The 19,826-nt window shown below is 40.3% G+C and carries 16 protein-coding genes; 2 read left to right on the top strand and 14 right to left on the bottom strand.

What is annotated here, in order from left to right:
- Window positions 1–25: 25 nt before the first annotated feature.
- The 7 genes from galE to VK958_RS12420 are packed head-to-tail and all read right to left on the bottom strand — an operon-like array spanning window position 26 to window position 7,386.
- On the bottom strand, window positions 26–1,000 hold the full coding sequence (gene galE, locus VK958_RS12450) for a UDP-glucose 4-epimerase GalE (RefSeq protein WP_325241815.1): 975 nt from the start codon (window positions 998–1,000) through the stop codon (window positions 26–28).
- Window positions 1,001–1,058: 58 nt separating this feature from the next.
- Window positions 1,059–2,054 carry a glycosyltransferase family protein gene (locus VK958_RS12445; protein ID WP_325241812.1) on the bottom strand — a complete coding sequence of 332 codons (996 nt, stop codon included), beginning with the start codon at window positions 2,052–2,054 and terminating at the stop codon, window positions 1,059–1,061.
- Window positions 2,051–2,824 (bottom strand): polysaccharide pyruvyl transferase family protein, encoded by a 774-nt coding sequence (locus tag VK958_RS12440; protein WP_325241810.1) that lies wholly within the window; start codon window positions 2,822–2,824, stop codon window positions 2,051–2,053. The genes VK958_RS12445 and VK958_RS12440 overlap by 4 nt, the downstream gene beginning before the upstream one ends.
- A gap of 11 nt (window positions 2,825–2,835) precedes the next feature.
- A complete protein-coding gene (locus VK958_RS12435; protein ID WP_325241808.1) occupies window positions 2,836–4,290 on the bottom strand; it encodes a lipopolysaccharide biosynthesis protein in 1,455 nt (484 codons plus the stop codon).
- A 20-nt stretch (window positions 4,291–4,310) separates the two neighbouring features.
- The gene (locus VK958_RS12430) at window positions 4,311–5,369 is read right to left on the bottom strand and encodes an acyltransferase family protein (RefSeq protein WP_325241806.1); all 1,059 of its coding nucleotides are present in this window, start codon (window positions 5,367–5,369) and stop codon (window positions 4,311–4,313) included.
- 45 nt (window positions 5,370–5,414) lie between these two features.
- Window positions 5,415–6,581, bottom strand: a complete 1,167-nt coding sequence (locus VK958_RS12425; protein WP_325241804.1) for a nucleotide sugar dehydrogenase — start codon at window positions 6,579–6,581, stop codon at window positions 5,415–5,417.
- A gap of 43 nt (window positions 6,582–6,624) precedes the next feature.
- Window positions 6,625–7,386, bottom strand: a complete 762-nt coding sequence (locus VK958_RS12420; protein ID WP_325241802.1) for a WecB/TagA/CpsF family glycosyltransferase — start codon at window positions 7,384–7,386, stop codon at window positions 6,625–6,627.
- Between the two features lie 245 nt (window positions 7,387–7,631).
- Here VK958_RS12420 and VK958_RS12415 point away from each other — a divergent pair, with 245 nt between their 5' ends.
- Both VK958_RS12415 and VK958_RS12410 read left to right on the top strand, forming a co-directional pair.
- Entirely contained in the window at window positions 7,632–9,311 is a 1,680-nt protein-coding gene (locus VK958_RS12415; protein ID WP_325241800.1) for a GMC family oxidoreductase, read from the top strand.
- Between the two features lie 28 nt (window positions 9,312–9,339).
- Complete coding sequence (locus VK958_RS12410; protein ID WP_325241798.1) at window positions 9,340–10,314, top strand: NAD-dependent epimerase/dehydratase family protein; 975 nt, start codon at window positions 9,340–9,342, stop codon at window positions 10,312–10,314.
- An 88-nt stretch (window positions 10,315–10,402) separates the two neighbouring features.
- Here VK958_RS12410 and VK958_RS12405 read toward each other — a convergent pair whose 3' ends face one another.
- From VK958_RS12405 to VK958_RS12375, 7 genes are all read right to left on the bottom strand, one after another.
- A complete protein-coding gene (locus VK958_RS12405; RefSeq protein ID WP_325241796.1) occupies window positions 10,403–11,467 on the bottom strand; it encodes an acyltransferase family protein in 1,065 nt (354 codons plus the stop codon).
- Between the two features lie 53 nt (window positions 11,468–11,520).
- Window positions 11,521–12,624: an acyltransferase family protein gene (locus VK958_RS12400; RefSeq protein WP_325241794.1), complete on the bottom strand. Its 1,104-nt coding sequence runs from the start codon at window positions 12,622–12,624 to the stop codon at window positions 11,521–11,523.
- A 36-nt stretch (window positions 12,625–12,660) separates the two neighbouring features.
- A complete protein-coding gene (locus VK958_RS12395) occupies window positions 12,661–13,845 on the bottom strand; it encodes a glycosyltransferase family 2 protein (RefSeq protein ID WP_325241792.1) in 1,185 nt (394 codons plus the stop codon).
- 47 nt (window positions 13,846–13,892) lie between these two features.
- Window positions 13,893–15,362 (bottom strand): Atrophin-1 multi-domain protein, encoded by a 1,470-nt coding sequence (locus VK958_RS12390; RefSeq protein WP_325241790.1) that lies wholly within the window; start codon window positions 15,360–15,362, stop codon window positions 13,893–13,895.
- Entirely contained in the window at window positions 15,363–17,018 is a 1,656-nt protein-coding gene (locus tag VK958_RS12385) for a GMC family oxidoreductase (protein WP_325241788.1), read from the bottom strand. It lies immediately after the preceding gene.
- A complete protein-coding gene (locus tag VK958_RS12380) occupies window positions 17,019–18,263 on the bottom strand; it encodes a glycosyltransferase family 4 protein (RefSeq protein WP_325241786.1) in 1,245 nt (414 codons plus the stop codon). It abuts the gene before it with no gap.
- A 241-nt stretch (window positions 18,264–18,504) separates the two neighbouring features.
- Window positions 18,505–19,761: an O-antigen ligase family protein gene (locus VK958_RS12375; RefSeq protein ID WP_325241784.1), complete on the bottom strand. Its 1,257-nt coding sequence runs from the start codon at window positions 19,759–19,761 to the stop codon at window positions 18,505–18,507.
- Between the last annotated feature and the right edge of the window lie 65 nt (window positions 19,762–19,826).

Below are 19,826 nucleotides of genomic sequence, written 5' to 3'. Positions count from 1 at the left end.
ACCTTATGCCAACATTTCGAATTCGTTAACTTAACTGCTTGCTTTCCCACTGCCATGCATGGCGCACTATCGTTTCAAGCGAAGTGTACTCAGGATTCCAAGCCAGAAGGCTTTTCGCACGCGTTGCGTCTGCGACAAGCCTTGCCGGGTCACCTTCTCGTCTTGGTCCATTTATGACCTTTACATGCTTTCCAGACACCTTCTCAACGGCTTCGATCACTTCCTGCACAGAGAAACCTGCACCATTGCCGAGATTAAAGCGGTCACTACTTCCACCTTTGTTAAGGTACTCAAGAGCTGCTAAATGTGCGGAACATAAATCCACTATATGAATATAATCTCTGATACAGGTACCATCAGGCGTATCGTAATCTCGCCCAAACACTTGTATATTTTCACGGCGGCCAGATGCGGCCTGTAAGATCAGGGGAATCAAATGCGTTTCCGGGTCATGGCGTTCACCCAATTGACCTTCAGGGTCGGCACCGGCGGCATTAAAATAGCGTAGACATACTGACCGTAAATCGAATGCCTTGTCATAATCCGCCAATACCTGTTCGATCATCCATTTTGAACGCCCGTAAGGATTCAAAGGGCGATTAGGGTGTACTTCGTCAATAGGCACATAATCCGGCTCGCCGAACACTGCTGCCGTGGATGAGAAAATGAATTTTTTCACATCAAACTCAAGCATGGTGTCGAGTAAATTCAAGGTATTCGTCACATTATTACGATAATAAATATCCGGCTTGCGCACAGACTCACCAACCTGAATATATGAAGCAAAATGCATCACAGCTTCAGGCTGGTGTGTCTCAAAAACTTGCTTCAAACAACCAGCGTCAGCCAAATCACCTTCAACAAATACTCCACCTAGCACAGCATCACGATGACCACTCGACAGGTTATCAAGCGTAATTACATCATGGCCTGCACCAAGTAACATTTTTACCATATGTGAGCCAATATAGCCGGCTCCTCCAACCACTAGAATACGCATGAAATTAAACAAGATCCTGTCAATTAAATCTTTGTGAAAGTGAATACAATTCCCAAGTCTAGTTCAAAAGAATTCTTTCAAATTTCTTTTTTATGGCCTGATCGCCAAATAGTTTTTGTGCTTCCAGAAAAATATATTCTTTGTCGAATTCGTGAAGCTTATCAGAACTAAGTGCATTCACCATTTCAGACAAGTTATTATAAACATGTAGTCCTTGATAATTGAACTCTGCTTTCAACCAGTTCATAAATGGCGTTTTAATGGCATGCACTGGTACGCCCAGGCTTGCTGCAAAGAAAAAACTACCACTGACGATCATATCGTCTTCACAATGCGCAAGAATCAGACCTTTTGAATTTGAAACAAGAGATTGCGCTTCTTCATTTGATAAAAATCTTGCATCAATATCAACATTGGTTAATTTTCTGCGCTCTTGAATTGTAGTTAACTGATCGACATAAGATTTAGACCCTACTGATCCAGCAATCAACAATGGCGTATCAGGCCAAATATTTAAAAGCTTATCGATTGCTTTATATTCAACAATCCGGCCAAACACTATAAAGCTTTTTTGCACAGAAGCGGGTTCAATTGCCGCCTTACACTTAAACTTATAAAGTGGATGAGGAACATATGTATAGCCTTTATCCAAATGGCCAGAATGGGTAATACAAATATCTGAAAACTTACAGGCAAAATCCGTTAACCATTTAGCAATTTTTCCATCTTTGCTGTTGAGTGAATGCGGATATATATTGTGTCTGACATATATCACTTTTTTTGAGATTATTTTAAGTACAAAAAGCCTTAATAAGAATCTCATTGTGGAGCGCAAAGTGAGGCGTTTGTCATTTATATCGTTCACCAGCCAGTTCTCCAACCAGTGCACTATGCTTACATCATAATGATTAATCCCTGACTTTATCATCTTGGGAACTATGTGCTTGACCTTGGTCAATTCAACCGAATCAATGCTTTCAATGATCTTGTAAATATTCTCTACATATTGGTTCTGGTCAAAGTCAGGACAAAATAATATATTCAATTGTTTCAAGACTTACCCCAAATATCCCAAGGGAATGCAGACAGCAACTTAGATTTAACAGGAGACAAATCCGGAATTTCTGGCTCATAATGGCGAGCGAGTGAAATGTCGTCAAACATTTTGAAAGAACTTCTTCCAGTTCCACTGTAATAATCTTCATATTTGAAAGGAGTTTCGCCACTTTTACTTTCATATAAACAGGCTGGAACTCCATAAGATTCAGCAATAATTACGCCATGCAATGAACTAGATACAACTTTCTCTGCCGTTTGAATCTCTTTGATGAACTCCTGCAATGAGACCAAAGGTGAAAGCGTTTTCATCCCTCGTTGGTATTGCTCTTTCTCACGCATGTGAGGTATATAAACAACTTTACCTTTTTGAACTGTCTCTGAGCGGGGCCAGAAATCCGAAACCAATATGCCAGGATCACCATAAATAGCTGGCACTGTAATGCCTCTTTTTTGCAAGAAATCAGCGGTCAGAGGCCCTCTTACTGCGCGCACATCCAAGTCATTGAATTTATGGTAGGAAACATCAACCTTACCATTTATGCCTGTTCCCCACACGGTATCTTGGTCATTAGCAAAGTGCATGACAGACCCGATCGTAAGTAATTTATTTTTTTGAATGTCCTCGATAATTAATGATCGTGTATCGAGTATTTTCTGAACCAGCAATGGTCCTAGTAAATCACCAACATTTTCTTTTTGAAAAACCTTCAGACCCCAGAGAGGCTTGGGACTCCACCAGAATACTTTATTTTTATCGAGCTTCAATGAGTGACCTTCTATTTTCGCTTAAGGATATGGAAAAAGTTTAGCTTAAAAAGCAAGTTGAATGTCTCTTTAAACCGACTGAAAATTGCATAACTAAGCATGATCACTGTTATGTAGATAATATTCTTGAAAAAAGTGTCTACTATCAAGTTTAAGTTAAGGTAACGGCTTAAAAATATGGATGAGTAAGTGGCAGCTACATATGTAGAACAAATCACAATCGAGCTTTTAAACAGTTCGTCTACTTTGATATTTTGCTTTTTAAGAAAGTAAAAACAATAAATCCATAAAAATAATAAGCCTGCAGAATATCCTACAGCTACAAACTCCATACTCCAAAATGATCCTATAAAAATCATCGCAATTACAAATGGACGAGAGGTCAGAGTAAACTTCAATTGCTCTTTGGTTAACCCTTTTGAAATGAAAATCCAGGAGCTTGAATAATTCGCAATCTGAAACATTGCACCACCACATAAAATCTGAACGAGTGGAATAGTGGCTGACCATTTAGGCCCCAACAGTATATTGACGACAAGATTGGCATTAACTGCTAAAAGACCAAAAAACAAACATACTGTATGAATCAGTATTGCCTGACCAAATTTTAAGAATTTCTGGTACTCAACCTCATCATTTTTCAACTTCGATAGCACTGGTATCGCAAGCGTGGTGGAAGGAGTATTTATTTGATTAAGCCCCATGATTACGATTTGCTGAGCCCGATTATAAAATCCAAGTAACTCAGTACTGAATCGTTGACCGATAATTAATGTATCAACAGATCTTGCTAGTTGCCCTAAAATCTGGGAAGCCATTAAATGCATACCAAATCTGGTGAATCGGCTCATATCCGTTGAAAAGCTTGGCAATGATGGTAGCCATTTGTATGCCAGGATATAGAAAGTAAAAGCCAATAAATAATTAGAAAGATATTGGACTACGATTGCCCAATACGCAAATCCATAAAAAGCTGAAGTAATACCGAATGTTGTACTTAATATGGCTGCCAGTGAATCACTCATAGCTATGGCCTTGAACTTCATCTCCCTGTTCAGGCCTGCTTTATATTGAGTAGACAAACCGTTAATTAAAAAAGTTAGGCTTAATACCTGAGCGATTTCAACTAATCGATCATCTTTATAAAAATGTGCTATTGGTGAGGCTAACGAAAATAACAGCAAACCCAAACCTAATCCAATTACAGAATTCATCCAGAAAAGATTGGACTTTTCATCAGCGGATAAATGGTCGGCCTGAATGGCGGAAGTAGACAAACCGAAATCGCGCACAACTTCTCCCAAAGCTATGACGGAAATTACAATTGCAGTAAGACCATAATCTTTTGGAGAGAGTAGTCGGGCCATCAATACGACACTCAATATTTGAATTGAAAACCTTACCACTTGCCCTGTCATCAAGGACAACAAACCTGACTTGGAGCTTTTAACTAAATCCGAACTCATTAGAAATACTGCCTGATCATTTAATCTTTGGACTTAGAAGTGATTTTTTTTGCATATCGAATCATAGGTAATTCAATGTACTTGTTTAACAACATTGAAAGAGTGATTGCTAATGCGAGACTAGATATGATCAGTAAGCCACAATAAAGCCACCTTGATTCAACATTAAAAACATGTAACAGGCAATATCCAGTGACAAATATACTCAACATATGCACACAATAAAATCCATATGAAATTTGACCTAAGAAAAGCGACAGCTTGGACTCGAACCACTGACTGAAAGCACCTTTATAATATGAAGAATAAACGACCCCGGCAAACAAAATGATTGGATATGATTTATCACGCATTAATAATGACAGGCCCAAATATAATGGCCATCTCCAAAACTGTTTTTCATCAAAATGCTTCCAAAATAAATGGCCCACAAAAAACAACCACAGATACATCAGAATGAAAGAAGGTTGTGTTTGAAATTTTGCTATAAAAATTAAAAATCCCAGTATAAGTAATTCAAAAATGATATTTTTACTTTTAAGTGAAAACATCATCAATAAGCCAACTATCAAATAGTATTGCCATTCAAGTGAAAGACTCCAGGCTTGCCCCATAAAAGCATAAGATGTTGAACTCAATAACTTATCGGGAACTAAACCATGCAGAAGAAATACGTGCAGACCTAAGTGGGTCCAGAAATTTTCTTTGCTATCCAAGAGATATTTCAACCTATCGGCCGTTCGTTCCATGTGCCATGGCGTTGATTGAATCAAATCTATTGACAGGTCTAAAGTAACTACACTACCTAATAAACAAACAAGATATGCTGGAAATAGCCTAAAGCCTCGACGGATAATAAAATTCCGCCAGGTATGACTCGTTGCAGAATTGCTAATGACAAATCCACTTAACAGTATAAATACGCAAACTGCATATTGACCATTAGCCAGTACAATACCCAAGCCTTGAGTTTTGACTAAAGGCAAGGTTGCCATCGTCACGACGTGGGTTACAAAAACCCATAACGCCATCCAGCCTCTCAGTCCATCCAATGCAGGCAGTTTTTCTTTATTTACCATAATTTATTTATTAAGTTAGAGTGATCCATGCGCGCCACTCAAAAATCAGTCACTTCCAAACAAGTCACGAGTGTAAACTTTATCGGCTACATCCGTTAACTCCTTTGCCTGCCTGTTGGCAATAATGACATCCGACATTTTTTTGAACTGTTCAATATCATTAATCACTTTAGAATTAAAAAATTCCGACTCTTGCAATACCGGTTCATAAACTACCACTTCAATTCCGCGTGCTTTGATCCGCTTCATAATGCCCTGAATTGAAGATGCCCTGAAATTGTCTGATCCTGCTTTCATAATCAAACGGAAGATTCCGACTACCTTAGGGTTTTTCTTAATCACGCTCATTGCCACAAAATCTTTACGTGTGGTATTTGCATCCACGATCGCGTTAATCAAGTTTTGAGGTACTTGCGAATAATTAGCCAATAGCTGTTTGGTGTCTTTTGGCAAGCAATAACCGCCATAACCGAATGAAGGGTTGTTGTAATGATTCCCAATGCGCGGATCCATACAGACACCTTCAATAATCTGGCGTGAATTTAATCCATGTGCCTCTGCATAAGTATCCAGCTCGTTAAAATAAGCAACACGCATCGCAAGGAAAGTATTTGCAAAAAGCTTGATGGCTTCCGCTTCTGAACTATTGGTTAACAGTACCGCGACATCCGGCTTAAGACAATTATCCTTGAGCAGATTGGCAAATGTTTGTGCGCGCTCAGAAACCTCACCCACCACGATACGTGATGGATAAAGGTTATCGTAAAGCGCTTTACCTTCGCGTAAAAATTCTGGGGAGAAAATCAGGTTTTTGCAATTTAATTCTGCGCGGATTTTTTCAGTATATCCCACCGGGATAGTCGATTTAATCACCATTACAGCATCAGGGTTGATTGCCATTACATCTTTTATAACGGCCTCAACTGATTTGGTATTAAAGTAATTGGTTTCTGCATCGTAATCTGTGGGCGTGGCAATTACAACAAATTCGGCATCCTTATAAGCTTCGCTCTTATCTGTTGTAGCCTTGAAATTTAGCTGTTTGTTTGCTAGAAAATCTTCTATTTCATGATCTACAATCGGCGATTTTTTCTGATTAAGTAACGCTACTTTTTCAGGAATGATATCCAGTGCGACTACTTCGTTTTTTTGAGCCAATAATACGGCCAATGACAATCCAACATAACCTGTACCAGCAATTGCAATTTTCACAGAGGCTCCTTCATTTTTTAACTTAATCTTTTAGCGATGCAGCCTAATCTTTCAACCACTCTTTTATGAGCAGTTTAGGGAATACAATTGCACCGACCATATATCTTCTGGCGAGCCGCTTGGGCTCAGAACACATCCTGTGCAGCCACTCCAAGCCTACCTTACGCATCCACATCGGGGCCCTGGGTTTATTGCCTGCCAGGAAGTCAATGGTCGCACCCACACATAGAGCAACCTTAACGGGTAACTTGTGCACATGCTTTTCAACCCAGATCTCTTGTTTGGGTGCACCTAGTCCAATGACGAGTAAATCGGCATTTGAATCTGCTATTGACTTGCAGATGCGATCACAATACTCACTATCTTTTTCAAATCCGAAATCAGGGCTTAAAATGCCAACCACGTCCACAACTGGCCATTGTGCTTTAATATTTGCAGCTGCAATCTCACCGACGCCTGGCATGGCTCCAAGCAGATACACTTTAAGTGGTAATTTTTTTTGCTGGAAGCGCGTAAAGATATTGGGTACGAGATCACTACCAGGAATAGTTTCGGGCAAAGCTTTGCCAAGTAATCTAGATGCAAGTACTACAGGTTTACCATCCGCAACAACCATGGCAGCATGGTTATATGCTTGTTTGAGCGCAGCGTTATTTTCAAGCTGTACAATATGATCAACATTAGGAGTCACGACATATTTACAGTCATTGCTCCCAAACTGCAACCACTCCTGCAACACATCTAATGCACCATTCATTGAAAACTTGTGGATGGTGATTCCAAACATTTCTATGCTATTTGACATACACAGCCTGAGACTTAACGACATTAATTTTAATTGTGAGTATTACGTATATCTACGTAAAGTTTTTATGGTTATTTTCGAGTGCAAGTGAATAAAAAAGAACCTGTGTGATATGGTATAACCCAATAAGGATTATGCGATATAAAATATTTAACCTATTGGCAATCATGCCTCAGCTTAAACCTCATCTACAGTCTCAATAATAACGCGTATTTGTGATTTTTTTTAAGTGATTCAAGAAAAATATGATTAGTAACCTAAATCAACTGACTTCCGGTTCAATTATCAGTGCGGATGTATGCATAGTTGGTGCAGGCGCGGCAGGTATTTCCCTGGCACTGTCGCTGTCTGGCCGAGGTTTAAAGATACTCTTGCTGGAGTCAGGTTTTGAACTGGCTGACGATCCCAGCCAGAATTTATATCAGGGTGAAGTGGTAGATGAGAAATTGCACAGCCCTCCAGATAAATACCGGCAACGCCGGTTCGGTGGGTCAACGACGATCTGGGGCGGCCGTTGTATGCCATTCGATCCTATCGATTTCGAGCAACGTGATTATGTTCCTAACAGCGGATGGCCAATTAGTTATGAGGACCTGAAACCCTATTACATTGTTGCCAACAGGCTACTTGAAGCTGGTGATTATGAATATGATGCTGACAAAGTGTTCGACGCTGAATACCAGGCAGCGATTAAAGGCTTTCAAAGTGACTTTATCAAAACCAATAATTTAGAACGTTTTTCGTGCCCTACCAATCTTGGTGATCGCTATAAACAGCGGCTCATTTTAGCCAAGGATGTTGAAATCTTGCTGGGTGCCAATTGCACAGGCATCAGGCTTGACGCCAACGGTAACCACGTTACTCACCTGGATGTAGCCAGCTTGCAAGGAATAAAAACTTCGGTAAATGCTCATAAATTCATTTTGGCAACCGGTGGGATCGAAACAGCCAGGTTACTACTGGCTTCCAATGATGTGCTTCCCATGGGTATTGGCAACCAGCATGACTTGGTAGGACGTTATTATCAGTGCCATATTGCAGGAAATCTCGGTAAATTGACAGTCTTTGGTCCAACCAGTAATGTCCGTCATGGTTATGAGGTATCACCGGAAGGTATTTATTGCCGACGTCGATTTGCACTTACTCCAGAAAAGCAAAAAGAAATATCAGCCGGTAACATGGTAGCAAGGCTGCATTTCCCAAAAATTGTGGACCCATCTCATAGAATTGGTGTGCTATCCGGATTATTCCTGGCCCAAAATTTTATCAGTTATGAATATGGTAAACGTCTTAAAGACGGACAAGCAAAACTGAGTACATACTTAAAGCATTTTGCAAATATTATTCTGGATCCAATTGATACTTCGAAGTTTTTATATCACTGGATAACAAAACGCACGTTGGCAAAACGTAAATTCCCCTCAGTGATTCTCAATAACAAAAGTAACCAGTTCACTTTTGAGATTCATGGCGAGCAATACCCTAATCCTGACAGTCGCATTACGTTAATAGAAGCGACTGACGCCCTGGGTATGCGCAAAGTGAAAGTGGATTGGAAGTATCTGCCAGCGGATATTGAATCCATCCGTCGTTCACTCAATGTCTTTGTCCAGGAAATCAACCAAAGTGGTCTGGCGACTTTTGAATACAATGATGACTTGCTTGAAGAGGATCTCACAAGGTTTGGTGCTTACGGTGGACACCATATTGGTACAGCCAGAATGGGTGCTGATCCCGAGACTTCCGTTGTAGATGCAAACTGCAAATTGCATCAGGTAGATAATTTATACATTGCCAGTGCGGCGGTATTTCCAACCAGCAGTCAGGCTAACCCTACCCTGACCATTACAGCTATCAGCCTGCGTTTGGCAGACCACATAGCTGAAACTCTGGGTGTTGGCAAATCTACACACTCAATCGTCTAATATTCAATAGTTTAGTTAAGGAACGTCCATGAAAGTCTTGATTTTGGGAGCCACTGGTCATGTAGGTAGCCGCCTGCATAATCAACTGCAACAGCATAATATCACTTCGATTGCAGCTTCAAGAGGAAGAATGCGTAGTGACCTCTCTAATCACGTGATTCTTGACAGCATGAATCTTTCAGACCTTACCAAGCAATTGCAAAACGTAGATGCTGTTGTGAATTGTGTCGCAGGAAGCAAAGATTCGATAGGTACTGGCGCACAGATACTGACGCAAGCTGCTCTAGCAGCTGGCAAACCTCTCATTGTGCATTTAAGTACTATGTCCGTGTATGGTGCGAGTGAAGGCGTTATCAACGAAACCTCCCCTTTCGACCCTGATTACAACTGGTATGCCGCGGCAAAAGTTGAAGCAGAAAACCATATGCAAGCCTATGCGCATGCTGGAGGTAAAGTGGTGGTGTTTAGGCCTGGTTGCATCCACGGCCCGGGCAGTACTCAATGGGTAGAACGAATTTCCAACCTTTTGGGAAATTTCCGGTTGGGCGACCTGGGCGATGCCGGTGATGGTTGGAGCAATCTAGTGCATGTAGATGATGTGGTAAATGCCATACAACTGGGCATTAACCTACCATTGAGGGAAGGTGAGATACAACACTATAATCTGGCCGCGCCAGATAGTCCTCGCTGGAACCAATATTTCATTGATCTGGGGCAAGCGATAGATGCCACTCCAGTCAAACGAATACACCCTACCCAACTAAAGCTGGATTCAAAAGCATTTAGCCCCTGCGTTAAGATTGGGCAAAAGCTGCTGGAAAAGGTTGGCAAGGCTAATCTTGCCAGACACTTACCCGAACCCTTACCGCCGTCACTGGTGAGGTTATTCAAACAGCATATTTTCTTGGATGTGCAGAAAATCAGTTCTATTGGCTTTACCTTCACTCCGTACCAGGAAAGCCTTTGCGATTGCGTTGCATGGTTTAAACACGAGCAACATTAATCTACCATGTCACATACTTAGTAGTCATGCTGACATCTATTAAATAGAGGGCATGGCATTGAATAGATGCTAATCGAGCCATCAAGACTTATACATTGGAGCCATATTTCCTTCTGAGCGCGAGCGTAGGTTGCTCAATAATGTAGTAGGAAAATAATGTGGTGAGCAAGGATAGGCACCAGAAACTCAACTGCCATTCTAAAGAAAATTTATTTACCCCCAGCACATATGAGACCAAGGTCAAAGAGAACCAATGCTGTAAATATAATGAATAACTCAGCTTGCCGGTAAATGTCAGTACTGGCAGACTGAGAAACTTCCTCAAATATGCATAAAAACCAGCTTGATTGAACAACACATTGGACAGCATCAAGAATAGTCCAATGTTTTGCAAGCTATACCTTATCGTTTCTCTAAAAAACATATCTCTGAACAATAGGGATATTACAATTAGTCCGGCACCAAAAACAAAATATGAGGTTTTTAACACGAGTTTGTTGAACTTCTCTTTAGAAGACGATTTTTGCAAAATGTAGGCCATGAAGCAGCCGAAAGCGATTGAGTCTATCCGGGCTTCGGTCGCAGAGTAGGTATAGCCGCCTTCATGCAGTAACTCTGGGAAAATCAAAGCATAACCAAGGCGGATTAATAGTGGCAGCACCAAAAATAACACTATGATACGAAAATACAGTTTTGAACGGTAAGTTATTGCCAGCAAAGGTGCAAACAGGATATAAAAATGTTCTTCTATAGCTAAGCTCCACAAGATATTGAAAGGCGACAATAAGCCATCAACATTGGTGAAATGGATAAAAATTTTATAATAGTTAGCAGAGTAGAATAAAGCGGCCAGAATTTCGTTGTAATTGATTCCACCGTTAATGTAGACAATCAGCAGACTGGAAATTCCAATGAAATAAATCGCTGGCGGCAGCAAGCGCCAGAACCTGCGGATATAAAACTTTTTTAAATCAATATGCTGATGTTTATCTGCTTCAGCGATTAACAGCGAAGTAATCAGGTAGCCACTTATAAAAAAGAAAATGGTTACACCAAAACCACCAGGAACAATGTGTCCTAATCCAGCATGGGAAATCATTACAAGCAGTATTGATAATGCCCTGATACCATCCAGTTCCGGTGTATATTTCATAATGAATTTCTTGCTCTACCAGATTAACAACGTTATCAGCTTTGACTGACGGGTCATACTTTCACCAGTTTTCGAGACTTGTCCCTGAATGGACTTTCAATCAACAGATATGTGATATGAGCAACAAGCAGGCATGCTATTAATAAACCTATTGTTAACAGCAGAGCCAGCGGAAACTCGAATTGCGGGATGGATAGATCATTGATGATCATTTCTGGACGATGAAACAGCACCCTAATGGTTTGCTGGTAGAACCAAAGCACTAGGCCATGAGACATGTACAAAGAAAATGAAACTGTACCTAACCAGACGAGCGCAGGGTGTGACAAAAAATTCTTCCAGAAATGCTCCCTCGAAAGCAATATTGAAGCTATCAATAAGCATGTCAAAGGATAGATTAACACTTTGAGCGCTTTTGCATCATGCGTAAAAGTCATGAAAAGCGCTATTAAAACAAAACAAATGGGAATCCAGAGAGGATTAAGGATGACTTTACCCTTCAGATGCCGAATACTTAGCGCAAGCATGCATCCGATGAAAAAACCCGCAGTGCACCTAAGCATAAAGTCATAATGTTCAGGCTGATATATCATTAATATTCCCGTAGCTGTTAATCCTAACAAAGCAAATATATGATTTTTAAATTTGCCAGATAACAGAACAATCAAACCAAAGATAAGATAGGTATAAAACTCGGCACTGATCGACCAGGCAGGACTATTAAATGTGATAGCCTGTTCATTGGGCCAAAAAGCTTTAATCATAAAAATGTCACGCATAAATGCGGCAAAATTATTCTGGTCAAATGGCTGTTTGCTCAGGCTGGCAATACCAAAGTGCTGCTGGAGCACGTATTTAAGAATCTCTACACCAAGAAACAATATCAGGAAAAGTAAATGTACTGGATACAAACGACCAAATCTCAGGAACTGAAATTTGGCCAAATCATAAACTGTAGTGATTCTCTGAGCATAAGCGGTATATATGACAAATCCTGACAATACAAAAAATAAGTCCACCATCATGAATCCGCTTCTGATGATGGAAATATTATGTATTAATGGGTTCCATGCAGGGACATGGTAAAGAACAACGAGTAAAGCAGCGACACCACGTAGACTTTCTAATTGATCAATTTTTTTTATAGTTGTACTCATTATTCCCTTGTGATTCCGAGATTGACTAATAACGCCTTAATCTCTTTTTGACTTTACCCACTCGCTCTGCCGATTTACAAAAAATTTTGCATATAACTGGATTTTACCAACTGCATACACAGGCGCATAGGTTACTAATTCAAAGAATGGTAATATTTTCGAGCCATGTTTGAGCCAAGAAATCATGACAAATACAGATAGTAGCAGAAACTGTATGACACCATATCCCCATGGAAAGTAGGTTTCATTTGCAAACATCAGTAATAAAGATACAAATGCAAATACTCCGCTGATCAGGAATAATAACGCTACTGGAGGCACACATAAATCCAGAGCCATTGAAATCATCTCCACACTCCCAGAACGGATACCTTTAAATAATAAAGGCAGGCCCTCCTGAACAATCATGCCGATGTGCCCATGCTCCCACCTTTTACGCTGGGATGAAGCTCCCTCATCATTCATGGGAAATTCACTGGTGACATATGCTTCCGGGCAGAATTTAGGCGCTAACCTTTGCTCCGCCAAATCAATACCCAATTTCATATCTTCAACAATATATCCCTTAGCAAGATTGGCATTTTTCACATGTTCCCACGGAAAAGCCATGCCTGATCCCATTAACTGCATAGGCAAGCCTAAGCGATAAAAACCTAACGGACGTGTCCAGCTTTTTACTACGTAAGCAAACTCGGCCAGCCTAGTTTTGACTGGGGAGTTAGGTTTGGCTTGTATAAGATATAAAGCTTGTACGGCACGCTTACCACTTACTACCGCTTGCACAAGCGCATTGATTGCATCAGGGTGAACTATACAGTCAGCATCAAAAACAATCATGACTTCTGGCGGATTCTTCAATAAATACTGAATACCGAAATCTAGAGCATATCCTTTACCACGCAATGTTTCATGCGTTCTTTCAATAACCTCAGCACCATAGTTTCTACCGATTTCTGCGGTATTGTCACTGCAATTATCTGCAATCACAATGATTCGGGTATTTGTTGTTGCGGCCTTATTAATCGAGATTAGAGTATCACTTATTCCGGCAGACTCATTATGTGCCGGAATAAGCAATGCCACTGAAGCAGATTGGAGGTTTATCTTTTGATTGCGATACCCAGGAAGAATAGCAATAAGAATTTGCAAACAAAACGTTAAAACTGGGATTGCCAAAACAACAAGCAATCCCCAATAGAGCACTTCAGCTACAATCATCATAAAACTCAACTTAACAAAGATTAGATTGGATTGTAGCCCAACCTCAACTACTTAACACGAACTAATGTGCCACTAACACTTGAACTCTTACCAACACCACTTGTAGCATATAGATAAGTTACAACATCTTCTTTAGGCCATATGAAAGTTATGGATTGGTCATTTTCAAGATTATAACTATCGATTTTAGTATTCCATTTTTTGTCACGTATGATAAAGCGTAACTTTCCTCCGCCACTCGTCTTTGCTGTGAGCTTAAACTTTTCTCCAGCTTTAGGTTTGGCCCACTCTACTTGACTGATACCTCTACCTGATGGATTTGACTGTGAGACCGGGGTCTTAGTATTTGCAAAAACAACTGCTTGTTTCCATGTATCAAATTTACCCATGGATGGATCATCTCTCACGCATGCAGAGCCGCGGTTAATGCACCAAGGTCCGCGCATCGACAATATATTCAGGTTCTTTTCCGGTGTGAATGGCTTACCCTGCTCATTCAACCAGGACTTTACCGAATTAACCATGCGCAAAGAATCTCGTATTGAATGAAGTTCGTTAGCTATCAGGAGATTCTGACTGTAATTATTTTTGTTTAAATTAAGTCCTGATCCATTCTCTACATAAATAATAAATGGAGTTCCGTCGTTTCTATCAATAATATATGCACCATATACTTTTAAGGTATTAGCAATTTTCACTAACTCAGGTGTTTTTAACTTTGATGTATCAAAATCAGGTGGCAACATTACTAATGAGCCTTCTGGAATTTTTCCTCTATTGGTTTTAGTGAAAACGTCTGCAGATGTCGCAGGGAAAACATAGCCTGGACCCATGCCATTTTGCGCTAGTGACATTGCCAACGCATGAGGATAAATCGTATCGGAACTTTGAAACTCGTGTTTACGTATGATGCCGGCACATGCAGGCACACCCACAGCCCTGGCACCATGGTAGTAATGAGCTGGATCAGGCCAACCACTGCCATTAATAGGAGACCATGCATATAAATTCGCAGTCCAAGCACCATTATTGTTTCTTAACTTCCAGAATGAATGTATGACGCCATTTGTCACATCGAAAATATCAGCATGACCGTCTCCTCCCGGCGCTGGCACTACGTCTGCTGGCCAATGAGGTATTTCAACTTGCGGCAAAAAAGCCTCTGCATCAGCATCATAAACACCTTTTTGCCCAGGATTAAGCTTCACTGTTACAGGCGGACTATTTTCATCAGCAAAGAAACATCCCGAAGAAAGCGTACCTTGGTGGATATTAGGATTAAATGCAGAGCGTGGAATGACAAAATCTGAAAAAGTTGGAGATACAGGACGACTTTTCCATAATGAGTTTTCTTCAAATGGTTTTGTATAGCGATTTGGATCATTCGCATTTAAATTTTTGGCAGGAGCACTTCTAACATTTGGATCTCCGGCAAATGCAACCATTGATAAGCATAGAAAAATAGAAAAGAAGAACGCTGGAATCATAAAGCGCCCTTTTGTTAATCCCGTCATCATTTACTCCTTTAGAGCAACAGTTCGATTTAAATGATCTGCAAGCCGCAAAGCCAACGCAACAATAGTGAGGGTAGGATTTGCATGACTGTTAGTGGTAAAGACTGAGGAGCTAGCGATATGTAAATTCGAAATACCGTGAACTTTGCAATTCGCATCAACCACACTTTCACTTGGATTGTTTCCCATCCTAGTCGTTCCCATGTGATGGCCGCCTACTGGTAAAGCATTCTTCATACTTTTTTCTAGCTCATTTTGATCAAACTCAAGTCTGCAAGACTTGGTTTTTTCAAATAATTCCTTAAGCAGATTAAAGTACTTAATTCCAGAAGCAATATCCAGGCCAGTGAGTTTCCAATGGATGCTCACTCTGGGCATGCCGAACCGGTCTACTTCATCCAGTATCTCTATGCGGTTATTGATGTCTTGAACCTGTTCACTATTAAATTCAAGGGGATACGTTCCATTTCTATTAGCAATTAAAGTATAGGGTACCTTTCTTTTAGCTAATTTTATTTTGAATAACCACTGATATGTAAATGCTGCAACCGAGCCAATATCCAGAAAAACATTTCTGACATGCTTTAACAGTTGACGATTTTGGTCAGGTTGACTTGTCCCATGATTCAAAATTGTCTGGTATTCGGGTTTTAGTATTGATTTAGCAAGATAAATGGTTGAAAGCACGCCGCTGCCATGAGAAGGATCTGCATAGGCAGGAAAGTGCAAGCGAAAGGCTGCATTCAATAAACCATGCTTTGCTTGAAGCTGTGGGGAAAACTGGAGTTTTCGTCTGGCATAGACACCTTCCAAGGTTTTCTGAAAATCAAAGACAGGCTTTTCACCTTGAAAGCGCAATGCTCCAAATATCAAATCATAATGACATGCGTAATACTTTCCCAGGCTGGCATCCATGTAACTCCAGGCGGGATTTTTTTGACGGCTGACAAGCATCAAGCGAGTGACATCTATACATCCACCCGCCAGCACAACTTGATTTACTTTAAGTTTTAAAGATTGGGTACCATCATGCAGAGTGATCGATTCAATTCTCCCAGGTTCATCTGGCAAACAGTTGAGGCTGATGCATCTTGTTTGCAGTAACACATGAACAAGTGTGGAAGCTGTCAATTCCTGACGAAACTTCTTACCAAAATCCGTAGGTAAACTATAGCGTTCTATATATTCGTTTAAATCCGGGGTTAACTGTGTAATCTCACTGAATATCGGTTTTGTTTTAGGCCCAAATGCTGAAATTGAAAAATCATTATTGCCGGCGTCACAAAAATCCAGTGCCTCGGGGTAATAGCTCGCTACATCCTCGGCACCTGAAGGCCACCCGCTTTCGGGCACATGGTCTCTTCGTTGAAAGTCATGATTATCGAACGGTACGCAACGCCCGCCCCAAAGATGCGTCGTTCCGCCAAAGCGTTGATACCTGAACTCTGTTGTTTGCGGGTGAGGTGAAGTTGCTTTACCTACGTAAGCATCCAGAATATCGGGCGTCTCGTTCCACCCTCCCCCTTCAATCAGCAAGACACGCTTACCCTGTCGTGAAAGTTTGGCTGCCAGACTGATACCAGCAGCACCGGCGCCTATGATACATATAGGGAAGCTTTCAAGAGCCGATTTATCAGCATCCTTAAGGTAACCAATCATTTAGCTTTCCTGATATTTCTGAATCAATTTTCCTAGCTTGGTGACCTCAACATCTAAATTAAATTGAGTTTCTATCACTTTTCTTGCATCACGCTTTACTTTTTCACGTAATTGCTCATTCTCAATGTAGCTTAAGATTGCCTGTTTAAGCGAGACTTCATCTGAAGGAGAAACCACCAATCCTGATACGCCGTGCTCAATGAGTTCGGTCACACCACCTACATTGGTTCCTATGACTGGTACCCCACATGCCATTGCTTCCATGAGTGAAACCGGCACACCTTCGGCAAAGCTAGGCAGGATAAAAACATCACTATTCTGCAATGTTTTTCTTACTGTTTCCTGACTTGCGAAACCGCCGAAATGCACATTGTTTTCGAGCCCCTGCTCCTTCACTTTCGCCTCAAGCGCCATGCGTTCAGGCCCATCCCCAAGTAATGTCAGGTGAAAATCAAATCCTTCACTCTTCAACGAAATTAGGCTATTTAGTAAGACGGGTACGCCCTTTTCTGCAGCAAGTCTGCCAACATAGAGCAGTTTAATAGCTTCACTCGATAAAATTTTTGCGATGGGTTCTGCGACCGAGTAAGTGTCTATATCCACACCACAATGGACGATGTGCAGTTTGTGCCAGTCTTTGTTATCAGAAAACAGCATGATCTGACTCTTACAATAATTACTAATGCACACGATAAACTTCGCATATTTCACTTTTTCGCTAAGTGCAAGTAAGGTCGGCTCAAAAAAAATGTGCGGTCCATGAAACGTGATACTGTATCCAACTCCACTAAGCTGACTAGCCAGCATAGTGACCATTCCACTACTATCTCCGAAATGATTATGTATATGCTGAATTTTATTTTCAATCAGATAGCTAGAAAGTAACAAAGCCTCTTGAAAATAAAATAGTTGATACAACTTGCCTTTAATTCCTGGGCGTCCCGTTTTAAAAGACAAGTACAAAGTTTGAAAATACTTAGACGGGGCTTTAACTAAAGATTGTAGGTTGAGCCTTAATAGATCAAAAATCTTGAATGGCAAAAAATAAGTTGTGTTTTCACGTTCACTGCGTATTAACTCACTCACATTATTGGTACCTTCAGGTTTTCGTAACGCACTTGTGAAAACTTCAACACCCTCATTTCGAAGACCTAAGACCTCTCGCTGAATAAATGTGTCTGTTGCTCTCGGATAACTACTAGTAAAATAACTAACTCGCATTCTTATGCTATTGCCTTTATTCATTAAAGATCTAAATCAGCGTGCAGAAGTATCTTTCTGCTGAAAATAGGTTGAAGTATTGTTGAATTGCAGAGCATCGTTTTCTTTCCACAAATCTCATCGTAATTGCATATATTCACGATTCATATTTCTCAATTGAAAACAAACAGCTGAATTCCGCTATTGGTTAGCTAACATCCTCAGAAACTATAACTTCTCCTTAATTATTGTTCTTAGCGAAATATTTGTGTCTGATATCTTTGTGTCATAACTTACTGATTTTTTGCTTTAAAACTCCGCAATAAGACAATGTGATGCCAATAAAAAACCAGAAATACCACTCAAAAATTAAATAATCCCATATATTATCTGAATAGCCTTGTAGCAGGAATTGCGCAAAAGCAATAAAGACGATCAATATCAACAATTTATTTTGAGCATAGAACTTATATAAAGCTTTGCTGGTTGTATAAATCAGGTAGAGAAAAGAAAGTAAGCCTAATAAACCAAGATTAAAAAACGTTTGAACAATGATATTGTGGGCATTAATTTCATAGGTGGCTTTTTGGAAAGCATTAGCCATGGCAAAGTCCATTGAGTGGTGGATAAAAGCAGCTAATCCATATCCACCAATATAATGAGATGGTTTCATCCAACTGATGCTGTCATGCCATATTTTCAGACGCCATGCATATGAGTTTAACCGGCCATAACCAGTCGCACCGAAGTCGGAACCTTGCGTAAGATCTAAGAGTCTTTCCTGGATATCTGGATGTAATAGTGCGAGAAGCGGAGCCAAGAAAACAAAAATCAGAAACTTCCTCTCGAGAAAGAAACCATAGGTCAAGAATAACAAGAAGCATGCCGCCCATGCAGACCTAGTTTTTGTCATTACCAAAAGTCCGATCATTACGATTATATAAAGCGGTAAAGTTTTTCGAATGATACTTCCGGTATCTAGAATTTTAGATTTATATAGATAAAAACAAATAGTAATCATCAAAACCATATAAGGCGCAAATGGATTTGGATGGGGGAAAGTACTTTGGAGCCTATACCCCTCACCAACACTGTATCTGAGTCCGCCGCCGCCCAATATTAGTGAGATTAAACCATATACAACCGGGATCAAAGATGAAAACGCAATTACTTTAATCCACTTTTTAAAATCATTCTCGGTATTAACTGAATACACACCTATCAAGAACAATGCTGCGTACGAGCAGATTGTCATTAGATTTTTGAGCCCCATGGAAAAAACTGGGGTATAAAAAATTGATATGAAACATAATAGTATAAAAATTAACCAAGCTTTCTTAATACCATCGGTATCGGCTTTCGATTGATGATTGCCTTCAAAATAAACAAGTATTGCAATAACAATCATTAATACATTTAATATCCCACCCAGTCCGATACTTCCTATCTTAATTGACTCAAAAGCTACATCAAGAGATGGTCTTAATACCATCACCATCAAAAGGAAAAGAGTTCTGCTAAAGAAGAAGATCAAACCGATCAAGAGTGCTGCTGGGAGTGCTACTAGATAGATATAATGCTTGCCGACCATACTAACGAGGGCAAATG

The organism is Methylophilus sp. (genome assembly GCF_035460085.1).
Lineage (GTDB): Bacteria > Pseudomonadota > Gammaproteobacteria > Burkholderiales > Methylophilaceae > Methylophilus.
Note: the sequence above shows the minus strand (reverse complement) of the source record. Positions and strands in the feature narration are given on the sequence as shown.

Bases quoted from the DNA above. Each gene is read 5' to 3' on its own strand.
- VK958_RS12395 (WP_325241792.1), bottom strand. From the start codon at position 13,845: ATGATGATTGTAGCTGAAGTGCTCTATTGGGGATTGCTTGTTGTTTTG.
- VK958_RS12385 (WP_325241788.1), bottom strand. From the start codon at position 17,018: ATGATTGGTTACCTTAAGGATGCTGATAAATCGGCTCTTGAAAGCTTC.
- VK958_RS12400 (WP_325241794.1), bottom strand. From the start codon at position 12,624: ATGAGTACAACTATAAAAAAAATTGATCAATTAGAAAGTCTACGTGGT.
- VK958_RS12420 (WP_325241802.1), bottom strand. From the start codon at position 7,386: ATGTCAAATAGCATAGAAATGTTTGGAATCACCATCCACAAGTTTTCA.
- VK958_RS12380 (WP_325241786.1), bottom strand. From the start codon at position 18,263: ATGAATAAAGGCAATAGCATAAGAATGCGAGTTAGTTATTTTACTAGT.
- VK958_RS12435 (WP_325241808.1), bottom strand. From the start codon at position 4,290: ATGAGTTCGGATTTAGTTAAAAGCTCCAAGTCAGGTTTGTTGTCCTTG.
- VK958_RS12390 (WP_325241790.1), bottom strand. From the start codon at position 15,362: ATGATGACGGGATTAACAAAAGGGCGCTTTATGATTCCAGCGTTCTTC.
- galE (WP_325241815.1), bottom strand. From the start codon at position 1,000: ATGCGTATTCTAGTGGTTGGAGGAGCCGGCTATATTGGCTCACATATG.
- VK958_RS12415 (WP_325241800.1), top strand. From the start codon at position 7,632: ATGATTAGTAACCTAAATCAACTGACTTCCGGTTCAATTATCAGTGCG.
- VK958_RS12430 (WP_325241806.1), bottom strand. From the start codon at position 5,369: ATGGTAAATAAAGAAAAACTGCCTGCATTGGATGGACTGAGAGGCTGG.
- VK958_RS12410 (WP_325241798.1), top strand. From the start codon at position 9,340: ATGAAAGTCTTGATTTTGGGAGCCACTGGTCATGTAGGTAGCCGCCTG.
- VK958_RS12405 (WP_325241796.1), bottom strand. From the start codon at position 11,467: ATGAAATATACACCGGAACTGGATGGTATCAGGGCATTATCAATACTG.